Annotated in this window: 22 protein-coding genes, 1 tRNA gene and 1 riboswitch; of the genes, 14 read left to right on the top strand and 9 right to left on the bottom strand. The window is 60.8% G+C overall.

Annotation, left to right across the window (positions count from 1 at the left end; all coding sequences use genetic code 11):
- Positions 1-168: 168 nt before the first annotated feature.
- Genes FHX16_RS14315 through FHX16_RS14285 form a run of 7 tightly spaced genes read left to right on the top strand, consistent with a single transcriptional unit; the run spans position 169 to position 7627 of the window.
- Positions 169-1194 carry a LacI family DNA-binding transcriptional regulator gene (locus FHX16_RS14315; protein ID WP_183862041.1) on the top strand — a complete coding sequence of 342 codons (1026 nt, stop codon included), beginning with the start codon at positions 169-171 and terminating at the stop codon, positions 1192-1194.
- Positions 1195-1213: 19 nt separating this feature from the next.
- Positions 1214-2236 carry an ABC transporter substrate-binding protein gene (locus FHX16_RS14310; protein WP_183862043.1) on the top strand — a complete coding sequence of 341 codons (1023 nt, stop codon included), beginning with the start codon at positions 1214-1216 and terminating at the stop codon, positions 2234-2236.
- A gap of 60 nt (positions 2237-2296) precedes the next feature.
- Positions 2297-3124: an ABC transporter permease gene (locus FHX16_RS14305; protein WP_183862045.1), complete on the top strand. Its 828-nt coding sequence runs from the start codon at positions 2297-2299 to the stop codon at positions 3122-3124.
- Positions 3121-3900 (top strand): ABC transporter permease, encoded by a 780-nt coding sequence (locus tag FHX16_RS14300; protein WP_018859249.1) that lies wholly within the window; start codon positions 3121-3123, stop codon positions 3898-3900. Before FHX16_RS14305 ends, FHX16_RS14300 begins: the two co-directional genes overlap by 4 nt.
- A complete protein-coding gene (locus FHX16_RS14295) occupies positions 3893-4918 on the top strand; it encodes an ABC transporter ATP-binding protein (protein WP_183862047.1) in 1026 nt (341 codons plus the stop codon). The genes FHX16_RS14300 and FHX16_RS14295 overlap by 8 nt, the downstream gene beginning before the upstream one ends.
- Before the next feature lie 4 nt (positions 4919-4922).
- Positions 4923-5843 (top strand): nucleoside hydrolase, encoded by a 921-nt coding sequence (locus FHX16_RS14290; RefSeq protein WP_183862049.1) that lies wholly within the window; start codon positions 4923-4925, stop codon positions 5841-5843.
- Positions 5840-7627, top strand: coding sequence for an adenine deaminase (locus tag FHX16_RS14285; RefSeq protein WP_183862051.1), 1788 nt, complete (start codon positions 5840-5842; stop codon positions 7625-7627). The genes FHX16_RS14290 and FHX16_RS14285 overlap by 4 nt, the downstream gene beginning before the upstream one ends.
- Positions 7628-7683: 56 nt before the next feature.
- Here FHX16_RS14285 and FHX16_RS14280 read toward each other — a convergent pair whose 3' ends face one another.
- The gene (locus FHX16_RS14280; protein ID WP_259129092.1) at positions 7684-8859 is read right to left on the bottom strand and encodes a M20 aminoacylase family protein; all 1176 of its coding nucleotides are present in this window, start codon (positions 8857-8859) and stop codon (positions 7684-7686) included.
- A gap of 200 nt (positions 8860-9059) precedes the next feature.
- Between FHX16_RS14280 and FHX16_RS14275 the strand changes: the two genes are divergently transcribed.
- Positions 9060-9722, top strand: coding sequence for a sulfite oxidase-like oxidoreductase (locus tag FHX16_RS14275; protein ID WP_183862055.1), 663 nt, complete (start codon positions 9060-9062; stop codon positions 9720-9722).
- 185 nt (positions 9723-9907) lie between these two features.
- Positions 9908-10690 carry a helix-turn-helix transcriptional regulator gene (locus FHX16_RS14270; protein ID WP_246712604.1) on the top strand — a complete coding sequence of 261 codons (783 nt, stop codon included), beginning with the start codon at positions 9908-9910 and terminating at the stop codon, positions 10688-10690.
- On the opposite strand, the gene FHX16_RS14265 is transcribed toward FHX16_RS14270, so the two are convergent.
- The 3 genes from FHX16_RS14265 to FHX16_RS14255 are packed head-to-tail and all read right to left on the bottom strand — an operon-like array spanning position 10687 to position 12302.
- Complete coding sequence (locus tag FHX16_RS14265) at positions 10687-11295, bottom strand: hypothetical protein (RefSeq protein ID WP_259129080.1); 609 nt, start codon at positions 11293-11295, stop codon at positions 10687-10689. The genes FHX16_RS14270 and FHX16_RS14265 overlap by 4 nt on opposite strands.
- Positions 11296-11335: 40 nt before the next feature.
- Positions 11336-12079 carry a CbtA family protein gene (locus FHX16_RS14260; protein WP_183862059.1) on the bottom strand — a complete coding sequence of 248 codons (744 nt, stop codon included), beginning with the start codon at positions 12077-12079 and terminating at the stop codon, positions 11336-11338.
- 13 nt (positions 12080-12092) lie between these two features.
- Positions 12093-12302: a CbtB-domain containing protein gene (locus tag FHX16_RS14255; RefSeq protein WP_183862061.1), complete on the bottom strand. Its 210-nt coding sequence runs from the start codon at positions 12300-12302 to the stop codon at positions 12093-12095.
- 28 nt (positions 12303-12330) lie between these two features.
- A riboswitch (cobalamin riboswitch) is annotated at positions 12331-12482 on the bottom strand.
- Between the two features lie 43 nt (positions 12483-12525).
- Here FHX16_RS14255 and FHX16_RS14250 point away from each other — a divergent pair.
- The 3 genes from FHX16_RS14250 (at position 12526) to FHX16_RS14240 (ending at position 15860) form a co-directional block, all read left to right on the top strand.
- Positions 12526-13089, top strand: a complete 564-nt coding sequence (locus FHX16_RS14250; RefSeq protein ID WP_210296686.1) for a histidine phosphatase family protein — start codon at positions 12526-12528, stop codon at positions 13087-13089.
- Positions 13090-13449: 360 nt separating this feature from the next.
- Positions 13450-15015 (top strand): bifunctional diguanylate cyclase/phosphodiesterase, encoded by a 1566-nt coding sequence (locus FHX16_RS14245; RefSeq protein ID WP_183862065.1) that lies wholly within the window; start codon positions 13450-13452, stop codon positions 15013-15015.
- Positions 15016-15236: 221 nt separating this feature from the next.
- Positions 15237-15860 carry an outer membrane protein gene (locus tag FHX16_RS14240; RefSeq protein ID WP_183862067.1) on the top strand — a complete coding sequence of 208 codons (624 nt, stop codon included), beginning with the start codon at positions 15237-15239 and terminating at the stop codon, positions 15858-15860.
- 260 nt (positions 15861-16120) lie between these two features.
- Here the strand turns inward: FHX16_RS14240 and FHX16_RS14235 are convergent, their stop codons facing one another.
- Together FHX16_RS14235 and FHX16_RS14230 are read right to left on the bottom strand one after the other, a co-directional pair.
- Positions 16121-16381 (bottom strand): hypothetical protein, encoded by a 261-nt coding sequence (locus FHX16_RS14235; protein WP_016557240.1) that lies wholly within the window; start codon positions 16379-16381, stop codon positions 16121-16123.
- Between the two features lie 633 nt (positions 16382-17014).
- The gene (locus FHX16_RS14230; protein ID WP_183755687.1) at positions 17015-17164 is read right to left on the bottom strand and encodes a hypothetical protein; all 150 of its coding nucleotides are present in this window, start codon (positions 17162-17164) and stop codon (positions 17015-17017) included.
- Positions 17165-17358: 194 nt separating this feature from the next.
- Here FHX16_RS14230 and FHX16_RS14225 point away from each other — a divergent pair, with 194 nt between their 5' ends.
- Together FHX16_RS14225 and FHX16_RS14220 are read left to right on the top strand one after the other, a co-directional pair.
- A complete protein-coding gene (locus FHX16_RS14225; protein ID WP_183862069.1) occupies positions 17359-17607 on the top strand; it encodes a hypothetical protein in 249 nt (82 codons plus the stop codon).
- Positions 17608-18389: 782 nt separating this feature from the next.
- Positions 18390-18575 (top strand): hypothetical protein, encoded by a 186-nt coding sequence (locus FHX16_RS14220; protein WP_183755689.1) that lies wholly within the window; start codon positions 18390-18392, stop codon positions 18573-18575.
- A 179-nt stretch (positions 18576-18754) separates the two neighbouring features.
- Here the strand turns inward: FHX16_RS14220 and FHX16_RS14215 are convergent.
- The 3 genes from FHX16_RS14215 to chrA all read right to left on the bottom strand — a co-directional run bounded on the left by FHX16_RS14215 (position 18755) and on the right by chrA (position 21737).
- Positions 18755-18831 (bottom strand) — tRNA-Met (locus tag FHX16_RS14215).
- Between the two features lie 109 nt (positions 18832-18940).
- A complete protein-coding gene (gene mnmA / locus FHX16_RS14210) occupies positions 18941-20140 on the bottom strand; it encodes a tRNA 2-thiouridine(34) synthase MnmA (protein ID WP_183755690.1) in 1200 nt (399 codons plus the stop codon).
- Positions 20141-20324: 184 nt separating this feature from the next.
- Positions 20325-21737: a chromate efflux transporter gene (gene chrA, locus FHX16_RS14205; RefSeq protein ID WP_183862071.1), complete on the bottom strand. Its 1413-nt coding sequence runs from the start codon at positions 21735-21737 to the stop codon at positions 20325-20327.

Here is a 21737-nt window from a genome sequence, read left to right as displayed (position 1 = left end):
GGCGAGCTGAGCCACACGAGACAGAAAGCCCCGCAATCGCGGGGCTTTTTTATGGCCGCTATCGGTAGCCAAAGCCGATAATGACGGCAGCGGCGATTTTGGATTCGACAAGTTCGCCGGCCTGATGTACGCAGTGATTAAACGATTAATCTCCGTATGTCGGAAACCATGCCTCCAACGCGACCTGGACCGAACCTGAGCAGGATTGCGACGTCGCTTGGCGTATCTGTCGCGACGGTTTCCAATGCGCTCTCTGGCAAAGGCCGCGTTTCCGAACAACTGGCAGAGAGGATCAAGGAACATGCCGCCGAACTCGGCTACGTTCCGAGCCAGGCCGGACGCGCGCTTCGTACCGGGCGCAGCGGCGTCCTCGGCCTTGTTCTGCCTGACATCGCCAACCCAATTTTCCCGAAGCTCGCCCAGGCGATCGAATTCGCCGCCACTGCCGCCGGTTACGGCGTGCTCATCGCCGACTCCCGGGGGGACGTCGCCACCCAGACCGAGGCGATCAACCGTTTGGTCGAGCGCGGCGTCGAGGGTATGGTAATCATTCCGCGCCGCGCGACCCGAATTTCCGCCGCCGCCTGCCCGGTCGCCGTCATCGACACAGCCTCCACCCCTGGCAACACCGTGGCTGCCGATCACATGCAGGGCGGCTGGGCGATCGCCAACCATTTGGCCGAGCTTGGACATCGGCGCATCCTCATCATCGGCAACAATCCCGGCTCAAATGTTCAAAACGACCGCGTGGGCGGCATCCGCTCAGGTCTCCGCCCCGGAATGAGTTCGGCAACACTCTGGATCGAGACGCTGGAGCGGCAAAACGGCAGCGGGTGCAGTTTGGGACTCGCTGAGAAAGTGCGCGAGGGCTACACGGCGTTCGCAGCGCTGTCGGATTTGCAGGCCTTGCGAGCCCTCACAGAATTGCAGCGCGACGGCATTGATGTGCCAAGCGTCGCAAGCGTAACCGGCTTCGATGACCTCATCTGGTCACCCGTCATCACCCCATCCCTGACGACGGTGGCGATGGACATGCATACCATCGCAGAGATCGCCATTACGTCATTGCTGCAGACCATACAGACGCGCGGCAGCCGCGAGGGCGTGCTTGTCACGTCTGAGACCGACCGAGTTCCAATGCAACTGATCGTTCGCCAGTCCTCCGGGCCGGCGGACCCGACACGAATATCCTGACAGACGGAGAACAGCTGACATGAAGAATGCCCTCATCGCTTCGGCCGCGCTATTGGCGCTGTCGCCCCTCGCCGCGAAGGCAGAAGAAAAGACGCTTACGATTTCCGTCTATGCCTTTGCTCAGGATGACTTCAAGTCGATCGTCTACGATCCCTTCGAGGCCAAGTGCGGCTGCAAGCTTGTGGTCGAGACTGGCAACAGCGTCGAGCGGCTTGCCAAGATGGAGGCCAACAAGGCGAGCCCCGTTATCGACATGGCCGTCGTCTCCATGGCCGATGCCCTGTCGGCCACCCGCAAGGATCTGATCGACAAGGTCGACACCTCCAAACTCTCCAACTTCGGCAAGCTCTATGACCTCGCCAAGGACCCGAACGGCGACGGCATGAGCGTCGGCTACACCTTCTACGCCACCTCGATCGCCTATCGCTCCGACAAGATGAAGATCGAGTCCTGGGCAGACCTGTTGAAGCCTGAATATGTCGGCCATGTCGCCTTCCCGAACGTCACCACCAACCAGGGCCCTCCGGCGCTGTTCATGCTCGGACAGGCGCTCGGCAGCGACAAGCCGGATCTGAAGACGCCGATCGAGGCGGTCGGCGAGAAGAAGGACGAGATCGTCACCTTCTATGAGAAATCCTCGCAGCTGGTGCAGCTGATGCAGCAGGAAGAAATCTGGGCCGCCCCGATCGGCCGCTTCTCCTGGGCCGGCTTCACCAAGCTCGACGTTCCCGTCGCATGGGCAACGCCTAAGGAAGGCCAGACCGGCGGCATGAACGTGATGGTCGTGACCAAGGGCTCGAAGAACCGTGATCTCGCCCTGCAGTTCATGGACTTCTGGCTCTCCACCGAAATCCAGACGAAGCTTGCTGAAAAGCTCGTCGACAGCCCGGCGAACAAGGAGGTCAAGCTCTCCGAGGAAGCCGCCAACAACCTCACCTACGGCGAAGAAACCGCCAAGAGCCTGAAGCTCATCCCATCAGCAGCCGCGCTCGACAACCGCGATGCCTGGCTGAAGGAATGGAACGAGAAGGTCGGTCAGTAATTTCGAGGCCGGCTCCGGAACCTGCCGGAGCCGGCCCTTCAATCCGTCGAAAGTCGTTTCATGTTTCAGAACCGCGCAGAAGCCTTGGCGCTTGCCCTGCCCGCAGCAGTCTTTGCCGCGCTGGTCTTCCTGCTGCCCGTTGTCGTCCTCCTCTCCGAAGGCTACCGCATCGACGGCAGCTGGACGCTTGGCGCCTATACCGGCTTCTTTTCCGAGCAGCTGAATCGCACCGTCTTTCTGCGGACCTTTCGCCTAGGGCTTGAGGTTACGGCTGTCTCGGCCGTGATCGGCTATGCCGCAGCCTTCGCGATCGTCAACCTGCCACCGAAGGGCAAGGGCCGGATGATCGGCCTCATCACCCTGCCGTTGATGATCTCGCCGGTTGCCCGCACTTATGCCTGGATCGTCATTCTCGGCCGCACCGGCATCGTCAACCAGGCCATCCAGGGCCTCGGCCTCAGCGACGGCCCGCTGCGGCTGCTCTTCACCGAGACCGCCGTCTTCATCGGCCTGCTGCAGCTCTTCCTGCCGCTGATGATCCTGTCCCTGATCAGCGCGCTCGAGAATATGCCGAAGGATGCCATTCCCGCCGCCCGCGTGCTCGGCGCCAACTGGTTCCAGGTATTCTGGAAGGTGATCCTGCCGCTCACCCGCGAAGGCCTCGTCGTCGGCGGCACGCTCGTCTTCACCGGATCGCTGACCGCCTACATCACCCCCGCCGTTCTTGGCGGCTCGAAGGTGCTGATGCTGGAAACGCTGCTCTATCAGCAGGTGTCGGTTGCCAACAACTTCGTCTCGGCAAGCGTCATCGCCTTCATGCTGATCGTCATGAGCTTTGCCGCCAACATCCTGCTCAAGCGCCTTGCCACGGCGAGGAACAAGCGATGACCGCACGCATTCTTTCTCCGCTGGTCCTCGGCCTGTTGCTGATCTTCCTGATCGGCCCGTTCCTGATCATCATCGCCGCATCGCTCTCGGCCGGTGACACGCTGGCCTTCCCGCCACAGGGCCTTTCCCTCAAGTGGGTCGCCAAGGTCTTCACCATCGACAGCTTCCGCGAGAGCTTCGCCATGTCGATGTTCCTTGCCGTCTTCGGTACGCTGACAGCGCTCGTGCTCGGCATCCCCGCTGCCTATGCGCTCTCGCGCTACAAGCTCCCCTTCGGCGAAACCGTCCGTACGATCGTGTCGCTGCCGATCATCGTACCCGGCATCATCGTCGGTCTGGCATTGCTGCGCTACCTCGTCGTGCCTTTCGGCTTCAACATCACGCTGGCCCTGTTCATGGCGCACACGGCGCTCGTGCTGCCCTACGCCGTGCGCGTCGTCTCAGCCAGCCTCAACAACCTGCGCTCGGATATGGAGGAAGCAGCCGTCCTGCTCGGTTCCTCACGCGTCGGCGCCTTCTTCCGCGTCGTCATGCCGAATATCCGTGGCGGCATCCTGGCCGCCTTCATCCTCGGCTTCGTGACCAGCTTCAATCAGGTGCCGGTCTCGCTCTTCCTCTCCGGTCCCGGCGTGCGCACGCTGCCGATCGACATGCTGGGCTACATGGAGACCACTTACGATCCGTCGATCGCGGCGCTCTCCTCGCTGCTCGCCTTCCTTTCCATCGGCATCGTCTTCCTTGCCGAACGCTTCCTGGGATTCTCTCGTTATGTCTGACGCCTATCTCACACTCGACAAGCTGACGCTTGCCTACGGCGATACGGTCGCGGTCAAGGATCTGGATCTTACGATCGCCAAGGGCGAGCTCGTCGCCCTGCTCGGCCCCTCCGGATGCGGCAAGACGACGACGATGCGCTCGATCGCCGGCCTGCTTGCTCCGGCATCCGGCCGCATCACGCTCGATGGAACCGAGATAACCCGCGTCTCCGCCAACAAGCGCAATGTCGGCCTGGTCTTCCAGTCCTACGCGCTGTTCCCGCATCTGACGGTCTACGAGAACGTCGCCTTCGGCCTGCGCCTGAAGGGCATAGGCGGCAAGGATCTCGATACCAAGGTCACATCAGGCATCAAGTCCGTCGGCCTGGCCAAGTTCGCAGACCGAAAGCCTGTCGAACTCTCGGGCGGCCAGCAGCAGCGTGTGGCCCTTGCCCGCTCAATGGTGATGGAGCCGAAGGTTCTGCTGCTCGATGAGCCCCTTTCCAACCTCGACGCCCGCCTGCGCCTTGAAATGCGCGCCGAACTGCAGCGCGTCCAGAAGGAAACCGGCGTCACGATGATCTTCGTCACCCACGACCAGATCGAAGCCCTCGCGCTCGCCGACCGGATCGTGGTGATGCTGAACGGCGGCATCGAGCAGATCGGCACGCCGGAGGAAATCTACAACAAGCCCGTCTCGGCCTTCGTCGCCGATTTCGTCGGCTTCGAAAACGTCTTTGCGCTGGAAAACGGCAAGCTCGCGACATCCACCACATCAGTCGAGCTTTCCGGTCCGGCGCCGCAGGCCGCAAAGGGCCTGGCCTGGCGTCCGCGCATGGTGATCCTTGGTTCAGGTCCTTTCCAAGGCACCGTGCGCGGCACCTCGTTTGCCGGCAACACCCGCGAATACCTGCTCGACACGCCGCTTGGGCCGATCAAGGCCGAGGTCGATGCCGAACTTCCGACGCATGCGATCGGCTCGACGCATGCCTTCGATCTGCCGCTTGCCGCTGCAGCGCCCCTCTCACGTTACAGGTAACATCATGGGCGTCTGGATCGACACCGATATGGGCTTTGACGATATCGCCGCGATCCTCGTGGTGACGCACGCAAAGCTCGACATATCAGGCATCTCGCTCGTCTTCGGCAATACGCCGCTGCCGCAGGTGCGCGTCAACGCATCAGGCGCCGCCAAAGCCTTCGGCTGGACCTTCCCGATCCACAGCGGTCGCGCCATGCCCGTCCTCGGCTCGCTCGAAACCGCGCAGGCGATCCTCGGCGAGACAGGCATTCCGACATCAGGCCAAAGCCTGCCCACCGCCGCACCGCTGGTGGAGAGCGACGCGTTCACCGCCCTCTGCCGCTGGCTGGAGACCGATGGCCCCCATCGAATCCTCGCGCTCGGTCCCTTGACCAATCTCGCTGCCCTCGCATTGGCACGCCCGGACCTCGCCGCCCGCATCACCGAACTGACCTGGATGGGCGGCGGCGTCACGGCGGGCAATCACACGGCGTCCGCCGAGTTCAACGCGCTGGCCGACCCGGAAGCGCTTGCCATCGTTCTCGCCCATAATCTGCCGCTACTCATGGTCGATCTCGATCTTTGCCGTAAGGTTATCGCGACGCCTGACGACGTCGGCCCGGTGCGAGACGCTGGCGGTCACAATGCCGCGTTGCTGGCCGATATGCTCGACGGCTACATCGGCATCGGAACCAGCCGCGGCAGATCGGGAATGGCGATCTACGACCCGTCAGCCGCAGTTGCCTTCGTCGCGCCCGAGATTGTCACGTTCCGTCCGGCGCGCATCGATGCCGAATTGCAGGGCCAGCATACCCGTGGCCGCACCGTGGTCGAGACCCGGGCGACGCATGCAACCTTCAACGCCGAATACGCCATCGGTATCGACGCCGAAAAGGCCCGCGCCTTTATCCTCGGCGCACTGATCGATGAGGCCGGCCGATGAGCGTCACCGAACCGAAAGATCTCAACGATCCCGCACTTCGCGCCCGCGCCGTTGCCGCCGCGCGCGGTGACGCGCCCTTCGATCTGCTGATCTCGGGCGGACGCCTGCTCGATGTCGTCACCGGCCTGACCCGCGACGCCGACATCGGCGTCGTTGGACCGCTGATCGCAAGCGTTCACGCACCAGGTAGCCGCACCGACACTGCCAAGACCGTCGACGCAGCAGGCAGCATCGTTTCGCCCGGTCTCATCGATACGCACATGCATGTCGAAAGCTCGATGGTGACGCCCGCCGCCTATGCGGCAGCCGTCGTTCCGCGCGGCGTGACGACCATTGTCTGGGATCCGCACGAGTTCGGCAACGTGCATGGCCTGGACGGCGTACGCTGGGCAATCGAAGCGTCCCGCTGCCTACCGCTCCGGACCATCGTTCTCGCGCCTTCCTGCGTTCCTTCCGCTCCGGGGCTTGAAGTCGCCGGCGCGGATTTCGACGCATCTGTTATCACCGAAATGCTGCGGTGGCCTGGTGTAGGTGGTGTTGCCGAAGTCATGAACATGCGCGGTGTCATCGACGGCGATCCGCGCATGACCGACATTGTGAATGCCGGCCTCGCATCCGGGAAACTGGTCTGCGGCCATGCCCGTGGGCTCGAGGACGCTGACCTGAATGCTTTCATGGCCGCCGGCGTCACTTCGGATCACGAACTGACCTCCAGCGCCGACCTGCTGCAGAAGCTGGCCGCCGGGCTGACCATCGAGTTGCGCGGCTCGCATGACCATCTGCTGCAGGAATTCGTAACCGCTCTCAACGGTATCGGCCATCTGCCATCGACGGTCACGCTCTGCACCGACGATGTCTTCCCGGACGAACTGAAGGACGGCGGCGGTCTCGACGACGTCATCCGCCGGCTCGTCCGCTATGGGATGAAGCCGGAATGGGCGCTGAGAGCCGCCACCTTCAACGCGGCACAACGACTGAAGCGCTCGGATCTCGGCCTGATCGCTGCCGGTCGCCGCGCGGATCTCGTGCTCTTCAAAGACCTCATTGGCTTCGCCACGAAAGCCGTCATCGCCAATGGCGCAATCGTCTCAACATCGGGTGAAATGGACGCCCACTTGCGCTCGTTCGAGACGCAGGCATTGCAGAACTCGGTCAAGCTGACGTCCCTGACGGAAGATGACTTCAGGGTTCCCGCCACCGGCAAGCGCGTTCGTGTCGCCACGATTGACCGCCCCCGTTTCACCCAGTGGGGCGAGGCGGAAACTGGCGTCGACGGCGGTTTCGTCGTTCCGCCGGCCGGAAGCACCATGATCGCGGTCGCGCATCGGCACGGCAAGGTCGATGGCAGGCCACGCGTCGGCTTCCTCACCGGTTGGGGAGAATGGCGAGGAGCCTTCTGCACGACTGTCTCGCACGACAGCCACAACCTTACCGTCTTCGGCGGCAACGCTCGCGACATGGCAGTCGCCGCCAACGCGGTGATATCAGCGGGCGGCGGCATGGCCGTCGCCAAAGATGGCCAGATCGAAGCGCTTCTGCCGCTGCCGGTGTCGGGCCTCGTGACGGAAGCCCCATTGGCAGAAACGGCGGCGTCCTTCCGAGCGATCCGCAAGGCGATGGAAAAGATCGTTGACTGGAAACCGCCCTACCTAGTTTTCAAGGCATGCTTCGGCGCCACGCTTGCCTGCAACGTCGGCCCGCATCAGACGGATCGAGGGATATCCGACGTTCTGACCGGCGAAGTGCTCGAAAGCCCCGTAATCGAGATTCTCGAGAGCGAATAACCTCAGCATCCGGGCACTGCTGCCCGCCTGCTCAATCTATCAATCGCTCAAACGATCTACAGCGTAGCCTTCAGCTCACGCTCGACCAGAGCCGTCCAGAAGGCCGCGCCATAACCAAGCGCATGGTCATTGAAATCATAGGCGGTGTTGTGGTGCAGGGCGCCATCGACGGCAGGACCGTTCCCGAGCCAGACGTAACATCCCGGCGCATTCTGGCCGAAGAAGGCGAAATCATCGCCTGCCGTCGACGGCGGGAAGCTGGTACGCACCTTGTCCCCGAACACCGCTCCGGCAGCGCCTAACGCACGCGCGGTCGCATCGCTGTCGTTGACCACAGGCGGGATGCGCCGTTCGAACTGGTAATCAACAGCAATGCCGAACATCGCCGCCGTGCCCTTCGCAAGCCGTCCGATCTCTTCCTCGAGTTGGTCGCGGACCTCAGGCGAATAGGCGCGGGCGGTCCCCCCGATTTCGACGATATCGGGGATCACGTTCAACGCCTTGGGATCGCCCGCCTGCAGCGAACAGGCGCTGACGACCGCCGGCTGCAACGGATCGACGACACGTCCGACAATCGTCTGCAACGAGGTCAGGAAGGTGCCGGCTGCCGTGATCGGATCCTTGCCGAGGTGCGGCTTGGCACCATGCGTTCCGGTACCCCGGAAGGTCACACGCCAACTGTCCGAAGACGCCAGTTGCGGCCCTTCGACCACGGCGATCTCATCAACGGCGAGGCCAGGCATGTTGTGAAGGCCATAGACGGCATCACATGGGAAGTGCTTAAACAAGCCGTCCTCGACCATCTTGCGCGCCCCGCCTCTGCCCTCCTCGGCTGGCTGGAAGATGAAATGCACGGTTCCGGAAAACGCGCGCGTTGCCGCCAGATGCCGTGCCGCGCCGAGCAGCATGGTCGTATGTCCGTCATGCCCGCAGGCATGCATCTTGCCCGCAAATTTGGATTTATACGGGCGATCCGCGGTCTCCGGCATTGCAAGCGCATCCATATCGGCACGCAGCCCGATCGTGCGCGTCCCGCTGCCGACCTGCAACGTACCGACAACGCCGGTGCGGCCTAGGCCCAGATGAACCTTGATGCCCGCCTCTTCCAATAGCTGCGCGACGATGCCGCTCGTGCGCTCCTCCTCGAAGCCAAGTTCGGGATGCGCGTGCAGATCGCGACGCAGCGAGGTCAAGAATGGCAGATCGTTCTCGATCCGGGCGGGAATGAGCATGTGCCGGACGTCCTGTAAAAGCGCGCAGGCGTCAAAACTGCGCCATGGTGGTCCCTCTTATTCAGCAAATACCCCGGAAATTCAACCTCTTCGATGCTCTCGCCGCAGCCGATGGCCCGGATCCATGCGACGATCTAGGAGCGACGCTTGACAGTGCGCGGAGGTGAATGGCCTAATCGCTGCAACGCGAAAGGCCAGCAATGAGCGACGATCAAACCCCGACTGACAGCAAGCTCACGACGTCGAAGCGCCGCTGGGCAGCAGAAGGAAAGTTCCTCACCGGCCGCATCAGCCGCCCGCAAGCCGAGCGACTGCCACCCGGCCAGCATCTCGTCAAGAATTGGCCGGTCCTTGATCTGGGTCAGCAGCCAATCATCTCGACGGATACGTGGCGCCTTGAAGTCCGGGGGCTTGTCGAAACGCCGCTTGATCTTTCCTGGGCCGCCTTCCACGCGCTGGAGCAAAGCGTCAAGGTCACCGACATTCACTGCGTGACGACGTGGTCGCGCTATGACAACAAGTGGAAGGGCGTGTCGACCCGTGATCTGCTCGATCAGGCGATGCCAAAGCCGGAAGCCTCCTATGTGATGCTGACGAGCTATGACGGTTACACGACGAACCTGCCGCTCGCGGATTTCGCCGCCGAGGATGCGATCCTGGCAACATCCTGGGAAGGCGTGCCTCTGACGCGTGACCATGGCGGCCCAATGCGGCTCGTGGTTCCGCACCTCTATTTCTGGAAGAGCGCGAAGTGGCTGCGTCGTATCGAGCTGCTGCCGGCCGACGCCGCGGGTTTCTGGGAACAGAACGGCTATCATATGCATGGCGACCCGTGGCGGGAGCAGCGCTATTCTGGGGATTGATACCAGTAGCGATTGCTACTCCGCGCGGGACGACAGGACAGCGCCTCTCGCTTGCTCGCTATAGTTTCGCGAGACGCCCTCTCGGGGCCTCCTCAAACCGACAAGTAAGACCCGCATAGCGGGCAATTGGCGCGAACCGAAATTCACCCCAGAATAGAGATTGGAAGTAATGCATTTTCAAATTAATGCCTTATGACAATTTGAATGCTGTCACTATTGAACCTGCACCCATTTTAGGTTGTTGTTGCATGCCGATTCCAGATATCGCGTATGAGTTGATGAACAAGCACACCTCATTTCACACTGTCACGCAGAAACTGCTGGACGCGTGGCTGCATACCACGCCGCAGCCGCCTGCTGCGCCGGAAGACATCTATCGCGACGTTGTGGATCTCCTAACGATCAGAATGAGGATGACACTTGTGGTTCTCGATGGAGAGGATCCGCTGCAATGGTATCTCAAGGTCGTACGCTCCTCTGGCTTCAGCTCACGCCTGCTGAACATCAATAAGCTGTTCGCTGATCAACGCATCGGCGAGTTCAAGGACCGTACGTACATGGAAACGGCTGTCATCCCGCGCTATCGTGAGGTGATTGCGACGCAGAAACCGTCGATGGAACTGGTCAAAACGAGGGTCCTGGGCGTCAATCTCGGATATGAGCGACTGATCCTTCCCCAAAAGACAATGGCGCGGCGCCCGTCCTGGCTGCTGACAGTTTCGAACGGGCGGTTCATGTTCAACCCGCCTCAGCAGCAGGCTCGCATGGATGCGACCGACGAAGCGGTGATCCAGCTTTTGACCGAAGGGGCTACGGCCAAGGAGATCGCGGCTGATCTCGGTATTTCGCATCGAACCGTCGAACATCGGCTGGAGCGCATGAAAGAGCGCTACGGCGCGAAGAACACCGTGCACCTTACGGCGATGCTGGTTGCAACGCACTTCGACCGCGATGTCGAGAAAAGTTAGGGTGCGATCCGTCGAAGCAGGCGCCGCCCGCCATAGACCGCAGCCAGCAGCGCCGCCGCAAGCGCCGTCAACGTCGCCAGAGTAGCGGGATGCAGCGGAACAGCGCTCCAGGAGGGACGAACGATATCTGCAGTGTTGAACGCCTCTCCGCTAAACTCGCAGGTGATCAACGCCAAGCCGCGCAGCACCATGCCGGCATCGATTGCCGAGACGATGGCCTCGGCTTCGACAGCCTCGCCGCCCATGCTCCGCATCGATAGCAGCGCGGCCTTCGTTGCCGCGAGATAGGCGTGCGAGCATTCGTTGAACGGGCTGGCCTCGTCGGTCACCCCACCAGGCATTTTGCCCCACAAACAGTAGGCATGCTGGATTTGGGCGTAGTTCAGCACACGCCGGAATGGCTCTGTCGTGTCCGTCGCGCGGGCCGCGAGACCGATGATCCGATCGCGATACTCGGCGAACATGATCATTTCGCCATGTGAGATTTCGGCAATCGCAATGCCGGTATGAGGTCCGCTGCCGCTGCGCTGGTGTGCTTCCGCAACCGAGCAAAACTGTAGCAACGCGAGCAGGGACAAAAGGAAAATTGAGTGCCGAAAGATCATCGTTTGAATGAGGCTCCGGATCGCTCCGGAGCCCCTCCGATCAATGGAAGGCCGGCGCGTGAGCGCGCAGCTTTGCAACGGCGCCAAGCTTGCGCTCGGCGAGCGCACCGAAGGCCACACCGAGGACGCTCCACAAGATCAGGTGCATGCCGATCGAGGTCGTACGGAAACGCCAAAGGACCGCCGCCGAATAGTCTTCCGGCACCTCGTTGATCGGCGGGAGCAGATACTGCACGACACCGATGAAGACGACATAGGCGAGACCTGCTGAGATTCCTGCGTTCCAGGCACCGAACCGTGGAGTGAGACGGCGTGCAAACGCAATTGCGGCAACGAGCGCGGCGATCGAAACGACGATCATCAGGAAGAACAGCTCAGTCCTGACGCCGATCGTATCCGGATTGCCGACCGCCGGCGGATTGGCCGGGTATTTGATATTCGGCACGATAACAACGGAGACGAAGGCCGCAACCGCGATGACTGCCGACGTTCCACGTGCCCCGAGACCACTGAAGCGGCCTTGGACAAAGGCAAAAACCAGTGCGAACAGCCCACCGACAGCGATGCTGTAAGCCATCACGCCGGTGAAGAGACCAATGCCGGCCTGCATGGCGCGGCTGACGATCTCGGGTTCGGCCGTTTCGCCGGCTGCCTGCGCTGCGGCTTCCTCGAACGCAATCGCTTGGTCTACCAGCGGCTCACCGAAGGTGTGGGCAAAGGCAAACACGAGGATGCCAGCGATCAGGCCCGCGAGCATCCCGCGAAGCAAAAGATTTCCAACCATGTTCGGAACTCCCTTAGTGGCAGGGGAAGCCGAGAAGATGCCGGCCGTCATGCACGAACTCGTGCACGTACATACCGTTGAAAAGCGCCATCGCGCCCTCTTCGGTGCCGACGAAATAGATGGCGATGAGCATCAGCAGACCGCCGAAGATCGCCCAGGGCAAAAGCTCACCAACCGGAATCGGAGCGGGTATGGCGACGGGCGCAAAAGTAGAGTCAGACATGTATTCCTCCTGGAATGACGCGTTCAGTCGAGAATTGTTGCGTGGCAGGGTCTGACTTCCAGTCCGAGGTATCCTCATCCTGATCACAGTGGCGCGACCGCACCGGAATTTCACCGGTTTCCAAACCCACAACATAACCGTTATATCTGCGGCTTCGAGCCTGTCAACGAAACTTCATAGAGCGGCAGGTCCCCTTCCCCGTTATCCGGAGACGATCAACGTGATGACGCGCCTCACCTGGATCTGCCATGGTTCGACAGCCGCCAATCGCGAGGCGCGGTTCCCGCAGGACGAACCGCTGAACGACAAGGCAATCATTGCGACGAAGGCAATCGTCCCTCGGCTCCGGCGTGCCGATAGCGTGGTTGCCAGCCCGGCATTGCGCGCCCGGCAGACGGCCGAGGCGCTTGGCCTACAACCGGAATTTTCCGAGGCGCTCGCCGATTGTGACTTTGGCCGCTGGGCAGGACGCTCGATTGCGGAGATCCAGCAGGCGGAACCGGAAAATCTGGCGGTTTGGATGGCGCGACCGGAAGAAGCGCCGCACGGTGGCGAGGCAATCGCCGCCGTGTGCATGCGTGTAAACACCTGGATGAGCGAGCGCCTGCAGGCCGGTGGCCATAGCGTCGCCATCACTCATGCCGCGGTCATCAGGGCAGCAATCATCAACACGCTACAAGCTCCGGTGTCCTCCTTCTGGATCGCCGATATCGAACCTCTCGCTATTGTCCACATGACCAGCAATGGCAGCCGGTGGTCGCTGCGCGTGGAAGGCCCGGCAACCTAATTTTCTGAGCATTAATTTAGATCAGCCTTACGCAAGCGAACCATGCCATAGCTTTCCGACCCGACACAGTCGGGCCGTGTTCCTTGCCCCAAGGAGGACCAAATGCCTTATGATTGGAGCGGCGCGCAGATCCGGCGCACGCGCCTGCTACGCACGACTGCCGCCGTCACACTGCTCTTGCTCATCATTGGCGCATCCCTATTGATCCGTTGAGAGCGACAGGCGGGCGGTGGTACCGCTCGCCTTTCGAGCCGACCTCCTCTCACGGTAGGCGCAGATACCAAGAATTCGCCCTTTGGTTTCAACAAACGCTTCAGACTTCAATGATACACCGGCGCTCGGGTGGAGATGGAGTGAAGCATGCCGGTATTCTTCCAGAGCAGAGCCGGAAGGCAATGCCTGTTGGTCATGGCGTTGGGAGTAACGCTGTGGCTTGTCGGCGCGATCCTGGAATTGGATAACTGGCTCGTCGCCTTCGTCGGCGCTTACGAGAATTATGGTGCGGACAAACTCGTCCTCGCGCTCGGCATCGGCGGCGCGATGAGCTTCGTCTATTCGATCCTGCGCATCGTCGACCTTCGCAAGGAGATGGAGTTGCGGGCCAGCGCCCAGGCCAAGGCCGACTGGACGGCAACCCACGATCACCTCACCAAGCTTCCCAATCGCTATGCCTTCGAGCGTAAAGTCCTTCCGCGAAGGACGAAGACCGATGTCGAGGGCGACGAATGGGAGCAGAATGTTACAATCTTCTCCGTCGACCTTGATGGCTTCAAGAAGGTCAATGACCTTGTCGGCCACAATGGCGGCGATGCGCTGCTGATCGAAGTGGCAAAGCGCATCTGCGCGATCGGCAACGCTGATTGCGTCTACCGTTTTGGCGGTGACGAGTTCGTCGTCGTCGCGCTCGGCCTCTCCCCGCGGCACGAGGAGCGCTTCGCGTGCCTGCTTATCCAGGCCGTAACGCGCCCCATCAATATCAATGGCTTTGCCGTCGAAGTCGGCGCCAGTGTGGGTTATGATCGCTGGCAACAGGGTCGGGAGCCGTTGGAGGACGCCGCCCACCGTGCCGACCTCGCCATGTACGAGGCGAAGTCACGCGGCCCCAATCAGAACATGGCGTTTGAAGCCTCGATGCAGGATAAGGTGGCAAAACGCGCTACTCTGGAATCGAAGCTCCGGATTGCGATCCAAAAGAAGGCTATCCGGCCGTTCTATCAGCCGCTGATCGATCTCAAGACCGGCACGGTCTGCGGCTTCGAGGCGCTGGCGCGCTGGACGGATGAAGATGGCGTTGCCATTCCGCCGCCGGTCTTCATCAGCATTGCCGAAGAAACCGGCATGATCACCGAGCTCTTCGAGGATCTTCTTGCGCATGCCTGCCGCGATGCCTTGGCTTGGGATGATCACGTCATGCTGTCGTTCAACGTCTCTCCGGTACAGATGGAGGACAAGCTGCTAGCCTCGCGCATCTTCAAGGTGCTCTCGGCAAACGGCCTGCCGCCACGCCGCCTGGAGATCGAGATCACCGAGAATGCGCTGATCCAGGATCCGGCGGTTGCCGCCATCATTCTGGATGAACTCCACGACGCCGGCGTGCAGATCGCCCTGGACGATTTCGGCACGGGCTATTCCAGCCTCGCCCAACTCGCCCGATACCGGTTCGACAAGATCAAGATCGACAAGAGCTTCATTGCGACCTACCGCGATGACGAGCGCCAGGAGAAGATCATTCGCGCCATGCTTGGCCTCGGTCGCAGCCTCAACATACAGACGACCGCCGAAGGCATCGAGGAGCATCGCCAACTCGGTCACCTGCTTCAGCTCGGCTGCGATGTTGGCCAGGGCTATCTCTTCGGAAAACCCATGCCCGCCGAAGACACACACTCCTTCATCTTCGATCGCGATGTGACGCTGGCGAACGGATGAGCGCCGCGCAACGTACGCCACATCCGTACTGCTAGCATTCCCGCACATCAGAAATTCGTGATGGAACCTTCTCGGATAGGGCGGCGTTAGCGCCTTGGTCCTGTGGGCGGACATTTCCACTGAAAGTGTAATGCATGCCGCATGGCCACGATTATCGATCGGGGCTGGCCTTGGTCGGCGTGTAACTTGAGTGGACCCTTGTCATAGGAGAGGGATTTATCATGTATTTCCGTATAGTTGGCGTCTCCGCAGCTATGATCGCTCTCGCGGGAACCGCATCCGCCGCGGACCTTGTCAGCGAACCGCCGGCGGCCCCGGTTGCCGAAGCGGCGCCTGCATTCACCTGGAACGGCTTTTATCTAGGCCTGCAGGGTGGCGGCGCGTGGGGCAACGGTGACTTCTCCGGTATCGGCGACGCCAACCTCAACGGCGGCCTTGTCACCGGCTTTGCCGGATATAACTGGCAACTCGACAACAACATCGTCCTCGGTGTCGAAGGCGACGCTTCCTACAATTGGGACGAGGAAACGGTCGGCGGCAATGAATACAAGTTCGACACGACAGGCTCCGTTCGCGCCCGCGTCGGTTACGCTCTCGATCACGCGCTGTTTTATGTCGCTGCCGGCTGGACCGGCGCCAGGGGCCACGTAAGCACCCCTGTTGGCGATGATGATGCGACGTTCTCCGGCTGGACCGTTGGAGCCGGTCTCGACTATGCCTTCACCAACAATATCTTCGGGCGGGTCGAATATCGCTACAACGACTATGGCAGCAAGGACCTTCGCGGCGTCGATACCGACTTCAACCAAAACGTCGTGACCGTCGGCGTTGGCTACAAATTCTGAGAGCGCCGGCCCAAGCAAGTGGCAGGAAATGACAAAGCCCGGGCGAATGCCCGGGCTCTGACTTGACAGCGGTCGCCGTAAACGGCAGTCCGTTCGTAGTCTAGTGGTTTCCACCGCGGCTGCCATCACCCTGGCCGCCGCCGACTTAGCCGCCGCCACCCTGGCTGTTGCCACCCTGGTTGCCGCCACGCCGCGCGCTATTCTTGGGGCGTGATCCTCCGTTGCCTAGCCACCCGCATACCTACACGACCCCAAAGGAGCTAGTGGACCGACGGGTCTTCGTCTTCCAGAAATGTCTTGATCCCCTCACGGGCGACCGTGGCCAGAAACTCGTCGAAAGCCTCGCGATCGGTCGCGAAGGGCTCTTCCCATTCGATGAGATCCTCGTGCTGGGTCACCACCTCCATCTTCCAGTCGCCGTTCGAGCCGGCCGGGCGGAAGATATCGACGAGTACGGTCACACCATCCTCGGTAAACTCGCCGGCGAGCTCGGAATGTTCCAGTTTCGGTTTCTTTGCCATTCTCAAACCCGATCTGTGTTGCGCGCTGCTATCGTGCATATCGTGGCCGAATGAGAAAGGCGTACGGCCGAAGTTTATTGAAGGTTCCACGGAAGAATATGCGGTGCTTTACACAGGCGGGTGCGAGCCGGGCTATACAGCGATCAAACCCCGGTCAATCAACGCACGCAAATTCTCAAGCTTCGACCTTTGGTCCCTTTTGCGTAGAAATGCGCGGCCTGGACATGCGGCCGTGGCTTCGTAGCTGAAGGTAATTCTGAGTGCCGTCGTCGCTTTTGCTGAGAGCCTCAGTTCCATGATCGGGAGAGAAGCTCAGGCGTTGCCTCCGAAGAGCTAAGCTTCTCTCCCTCTGGCATTCGAGATTTCGTCCTGTACAGGATGCTCGGTCCCCGCTGCGCCCTGTGTAAGCCGCACCGTTCGGTTTGCCATGAGGTCACATTAGCGACCTCCAAAATAATTGAAATAGATTTCTGAATGTCTCCGGGAGCACTATGTGAGCTGCAACTCTCGGGACTTTGGTCCAACTATCCAATCGAGCCTAGACGACGTAATCGTGCGCTGTCCAAACCCATGGACACCGGAATGCTCCGGATTGCCCCCGCGGGCGCACCGGAGTATTCTGGACCCCAATCCCTATTTTTCTTCGACCGAAATTCCTTTTTCACCAATAGAAATGTCCACGCCCGAGGGCTTGCTCTGCTCGCGATAAATGTAGACCCCCAGGCCCACCACGACGACGAGCAAAGCACCGATAATTAGGAAGAGACCGTTACGACTATTCATGCCAACTCCTTGTTTGCGGACCCTTTGAGATAGGCGGAAACATCCGCTTGGCAACCGCGTTGCGGCCAAGGCTGCCTCCCGGTGACATCATTAGTTCATACACCGTTGGCACCATGGGCTGCCCGCGTATGGTGATCCGACTGCGCGTATGCGGTGATAGCGTGCTGATAACCGTCATACGAAGGAGAATGCCAATGAACCGCGCTCTCATGGCTGCAGCGGTCGCTGCACTCTTTGGTCTTTCGAACTTTGCGCCTGCTGCGGCGGCGTCATCGGCTGCGAAGAAAGGCACCCCAACAGCAGTGAGCAAGCAAACGACTGGATCCACCACACCGATGACCAATCGGTTTCTGACTCCCCGAATGATGGATCGCAAGCGCCCGATGAATCCGGTTTGCGACCAAGGCTTCAAACCGGGCGCCCCTTCGAGCTGTCACTACTGACTGTCAAATCCACCCTGATGAAGAGAGCCCACAGCCCCAAGAGGGATTAGCTTTACCATGGGCAGCAAGGTGCGTGCATAGCTGTTACCGGATATCCATCGTCTCAATATCCACGACGATCCGCCGCCGCAACATCAGCGCCGCACCCTTCGTCATGAAGGTTCCGAGGCAGATTGACGGCGTCTGGCTGCGCGATATCGGCAGAATGAATTGACCGATGCCGTTAGAGAGGCGGAACCGCGACCGTAGGGCCGAGGATCGAAGCCGTCACCAACAGCACGCAGGTAAGACCGACCAACACCGTAATGCTTAGACCGACGAATTGCTTCTTACTCATGCTTTAGAGATGGGACGATCCATAGTGCTCTACCAGTGCGGCTTCTCGTCACGCTCGATCGCCTGGTTCGGGCCGCGTCACCGGAGGGTAACCAGCCGCAGACCGATCAATTGCGCGAAATCGGGCTCTTGCGGCCGCGCGAGCAGACCGCACTGCCACTAAGACCAGGCAAATAACGATGGCGCCCTGTTTAGTCTGAAAATGAGGCCTAGGGCGACTTTCGCTCCGACCTAAGTCGAACAAATCGTTCGACTTTCGAAAGACGGCAAGGAGCCATTGATACTGTAGCCTTCCAAACGTCCTCATACCCTAGGACACAGTGCATCCCGGATATTGCGGACTGATCCCTCCACAGTATCCGGGAACCGCCTTTTTGACTGCGAGTAGATATCCTTGATCTGGCCTGCTGTCCTGCGCATCCTGCAAGTCAGAGGGAGAAACAGTCGTGAACGACAAACCCGCCTTTCTCGCATTCCGGTACTCTGATGGTACCTGGACTGTCATGATTGTCAGCGAGGACACAATCTCTGAGGTTCAAGATATGACGGCCGCCAAGCTAATCGAGATAATCGAGAGTTTGGAAATCATGAACGAAGCGGAAGAGAAAGACTGGTGGGATGTCTTCCACTAAGAAGACGCGAGTTGCCGTTAAGTGCCTGTCGGAAGAAGAGTGTTACAGTTCCGCACCACTACCATCGGTAGGAAGGCGCCGCCGTTGTCGTCCAACCGACCGACAACAAGCAAGCACTACTAAGTCGGATTAACGGCTACTGTCCAAGTGGGCTGATACGGAGCCGTCGTTGATAAGGATGGTAGCGGAGGAGGGATTTGAACCCCCGACACAAGGATTATGATTCCTCTGCTCTGACCTACTGAGCTACTCCGCCACTGGTCAACGGTGCCGTTCGCGTTGCGGCGGCCCGTGGGATGAGCGGCTTATAAGGTGCGCCTCGGCTTTGTGTCAAGCGCATGATCGAGAAAATACCACAGGCTTTTTCAGGCCGCGATAGGGCTTGCCAGCAACGCCTTCAGCGAAGCCTCCGCCGCCGGTTCGCGCTCGGAGCGTTCGATAAAACCACCGCCGTAGACGCGTGCGTCGTCGCCGGGCGCCGAATAGAGCGCGCAGGCTTGGCCCGGTGCAACACCGGCTTCGCCGACTGCGAGGTCGACATAAATCCCACTCGCATCGGCATGCAACACCGCGGGCGTCGGTGCGCGCGTGGAGCGGACCTTGGCGAAACACGCAAAGCCTTCACCCGAGGCAGCCGCGGCGAGCGGCTCGTCGCCCAGCCAGTTGACATCGCGCAAGTAGACGCGATGAGTCTCCAGTGCTTCCTTCGGGCCGACAATGACCCGGCGGGAGCGAGCATCAAGGTAGACCACGTAGAGCGGCTCGCCGGTGGCAATGCCGATGCCGCGGCGCTGGCCGATGGTGTAGTGCAGGATGCCGTCATGCTGGCCGAGAACGCGGCCGTCGAGATGGACGATCTCACCTGCGAGCGCCGCGTTCGGCTTCAGCTTGTTGATGATGTCGGAATACTTGCCCTGCGGCACGAAACAGATGTCCTGGCTGTCCGCCTTCTTGGCGACCACAAGACCCATGTCCTCGGCAAGCTTTCGGGTTTCGGCCTTCGGCAGGCCGCCGAGCGGAAAGCGCAGATAGTCGATCTGCTCCTGCGTCGTCGCGAAAAGGAAGTAGCTCTGGTCGCGATCGGAATCGGCCGGACGATAGAGCGCGCGACGACCGGGGTCGCCAGGCGCCGGATTGGGCCGCGAGCGAATGTAGTGGCCGGTCGCAAGTGCATCGGCGCCGAGCTCCTTGGCCGTTGCCAGCAGATCCGCGAACTTGACCGTCTGATTGCACGAGACACAGGGGATCGGCGTCTCGCCGGCGACATAGCTTTCCATGAATGGATTGATCACCGTGTCGCGGAAGCGCTTCTCATAGTCCAGTACATAGTGAGGAATGCCGAGCGTCTCACAAACCCGACGGGCATCGTCGATATCTTGGCCGGCACAGCAGGAGCCTGCGCGATGAACTGCGGCGCCGTGATCGTAAAGCTGCAGCGTAATGCCGAGCACGTCATAGCCCTGGCGCTTGAGAATGCCTGCCACCACGGAACTATCGACGCCGCCGGACATGGCGACGACAACGCGGGTATCTTCCGGCTTCTTTTCAAAATCCAGTGTGTTCACGGGTGACTGCCAATTCTAAGCTTGTTGTGATCCACCCATAAGATGCGGCGGATTTCATGCGTCCGCGCGGGATCGGCCGCCGGACTTTCGTTGGCGAGGATATAGAAAGGATTGGGTTCCGGCGCAAGAGGATGCAAGTTTCATCAGTGAAGTGTCGCTTGGCACATGCCTTGTGCTGCCGCTGTTACAGCGCCGCCCCGAGTAGCTTCCAAAGCATTCCGGCCACGGCACAAGCGATCAATGTGGGGATCACCGACAGTCTGAACCGGAAGATGGCAACGGCAGCCGCGATGCTGAGAACGAGCGACGGCAGAGCCAGCGATGACCAGACGGGTACCTCAATCCATACGAGGCCAAGCCGATGGATGCGCGTCTCGGTAAACAGGAAATGCAAGCCGAACCAGATTGCGAGGTTCAGGATGACGCCGACCACAGCAGCGGTAATGGCCGACATCGCGCTTGCGAGCGCTGCATTTCCCCTAAGCTTCTCGATGAACGGCGCACCCAGAAAGATCCACAGGAAGCACGGCACGAAGGTCACCCAGGTCGTGAGGATTGCGGCCAGCGTCGCGGCCACCATCGGATCGAGACCGCCTGGATCGCGGTGAGCTCCCATGAAGCCGACGAACTGGAGGACCATAATCAGGGGGCCGGGCGTCGTCTCGGCCATGCCGAGCCCATCCAGCATCTCCGTTGGGCGCAGCCAGCCATAATGCTGAACCGCCTCCTGCGCGACATAGGCAAGCACGGCGTACGCGCCCCCAAAGGTCACCACGGCCATCTTGCTGAAAAAGACGCCGATCTGCGTAAACACATCATCGCCGCCTCGGAGCACGTAAAGCAGCAAGAGCGGTCCGAGCCACAACGCCAGCATGACGGCCGAAATCTTCAACGACCATAGCAGGTTCGGCCGCGCGTGGAGCGGCGTTTCCTTTCCGAGCGCGGAATCGACGTCGGCCAGCACGCGACCGGCAGCGGCCTTATGGCCATTGCCTGTCTGGAAGGGCTTCGAGCCGGTTGCCGAACCCAAAAAGCCGATGATCGCCGCCGCCAGGATGATCAACGGGAACGAGATATGCAGAATATAGATCCCCACGAACGCCGCGGCCGCGATGGCGACCATCGCCGGATTTTTCAGCGCTCTACCACCGATCCGGATGACGGCTTGCAAAACGACCGCAAGAACAGCCGCCTTGAGACCGAAGAACATGCCTTCGATGGCGTCGACGTTTCCAAACAGCACGTAGACGTAGCTGAGGGCAAGGATGGACAGGAAACCAGGCAAAACGAAAAGGATGCCGGCGACAAGCCCGCCTGCCGTCCTGTGCATGAGCCAGCCGATATAGATGGCGAGCTGTTGCGCTTCTGGTCCCGGCAACAGCATGCAGTAGTTCAGGGCATGCAGAAAACGATGCTCGCCGATCCACTTCTTTTCGTCGACGACGATCCTGTGCATGACGGCGATCTGCCCGGCCGGGCCGCCGAAGCTCAGCGCCGCCACCCGCAACCAGACGCGGAAGGCTTCGCCGAAGGAGACACCGTGACCCGTCCCGCCCGTCATGTTGTCGGCGGGTGTATCCGTGACAAGGTTGGCCAT

The sequence above is a fragment of the Rhizobium sp. BK661 genome (assembly GCF_024808825.1).
Taxonomy (GTDB): domain Bacteria; phylum Pseudomonadota; class Alphaproteobacteria; order Rhizobiales; family Rhizobiaceae; genus Rhizobium.
This window is presented reverse-complemented; position numbering and strand designations above follow the sequence as displayed.

Coding starts and splice junctions, on each gene's coding strand:
- FHX16_RS14315 (WP_183862041.1), top strand. CDS start 169: ATGCCTCCAACGCGACCTGGACCGAACCTGAGCAGGATTGCGACGTCG.
- FHX16_RS14310 (WP_183862043.1), top strand. CDS start 1,214: ATGAAGAATGCCCTCATCGCTTCGGCCGCGCTATTGGCGCTGTCGCCC.
- FHX16_RS14305 (WP_183862045.1), top strand. CDS start 2,297: ATGTTTCAGAACCGCGCAGAAGCCTTGGCGCTTGCCCTGCCCGCAGCA.
- FHX16_RS14300 (WP_018859249.1), top strand. CDS start 3,121: ATGACCGCACGCATTCTTTCTCCGCTGGTCCTCGGCCTGTTGCTGATC.
- FHX16_RS14295 (WP_183862047.1), top strand. CDS start 3,893: ATGTCTGACGCCTATCTCACACTCGACAAGCTGACGCTTGCCTACGGC.
- FHX16_RS14290 (WP_183862049.1), top strand. CDS start 4,923: ATGGGCGTCTGGATCGACACCGATATGGGCTTTGACGATATCGCCGCG.
- FHX16_RS14285 (WP_183862051.1), top strand. CDS start 5,840: ATGAGCGTCACCGAACCGAAAGATCTCAACGATCCCGCACTTCGCGCC.
- FHX16_RS14280 (WP_259129092.1), bottom strand. CDS start 8,859: ATGCTCATTCCCGCCCGGATCGAGAACGATCTGCCATTCTTGACCTCG.
- FHX16_RS14275 (WP_183862055.1), top strand. CDS start 9,060: ATGAGCGACGATCAAACCCCGACTGACAGCAAGCTCACGACGTCGAAG.
- FHX16_RS14270 (WP_246712604.1), top strand. CDS start 9,908: ATGCCTTATGACAATTTGAATGCTGTCACTATTGAACCTGCACCCATT.
- FHX16_RS14265 (WP_259129080.1), bottom strand. CDS start 11,295: ATGATCTTTCGGCACTCAATTTTCCTTTTGTCCCTGCTCGCGTTGCTA.
- FHX16_RS14260 (WP_183862059.1), bottom strand. CDS start 12,079: ATGGTTGGAAATCTTTTGCTTCGCGGGATGCTCGCGGGCCTGATCGCT.
- FHX16_RS14255 (WP_183862061.1), bottom strand. CDS start 12,302: ATGTCTGACTCTACTTTTGCGCCCGTCGCCATACCCGCTCCGATTCCG.
- FHX16_RS14250 (WP_210296686.1), top strand. CDS start 12,526: ATGACGCGCCTCACCTGGATCTGCCATGGTTCGACAGCCGCCAATCGC.
- FHX16_RS14245 (WP_183862065.1), top strand. CDS start 13,450: ATGCCGGTATTCTTCCAGAGCAGAGCCGGAAGGCAATGCCTGTTGGTC.
- FHX16_RS14240 (WP_183862067.1), top strand. CDS start 15,237: ATGTATTTCCGTATAGTTGGCGTCTCCGCAGCTATGATCGCTCTCGCG.
- FHX16_RS14235 (WP_016557240.1), bottom strand. CDS start 16,381: ATGGCAAAGAAACCGAAACTGGAACATTCCGAGCTCGCCGGCGAGTTT.
- FHX16_RS14230 (WP_183755687.1), bottom strand. CDS start 17,164: ATGAATAGTCGTAACGGTCTCTTCCTAATTATCGGTGCTTTGCTCGTC.
- FHX16_RS14225 (WP_183862069.1), top strand. CDS start 17,359: ATGAACCGCGCTCTCATGGCTGCAGCGGTCGCTGCACTCTTTGGTCTT.
- chrA (WP_183862071.1), bottom strand. CDS start 21,737: ATGGCCAACCTTGTCACGGATACACCCGCCGACAACATGACGGGCGGG.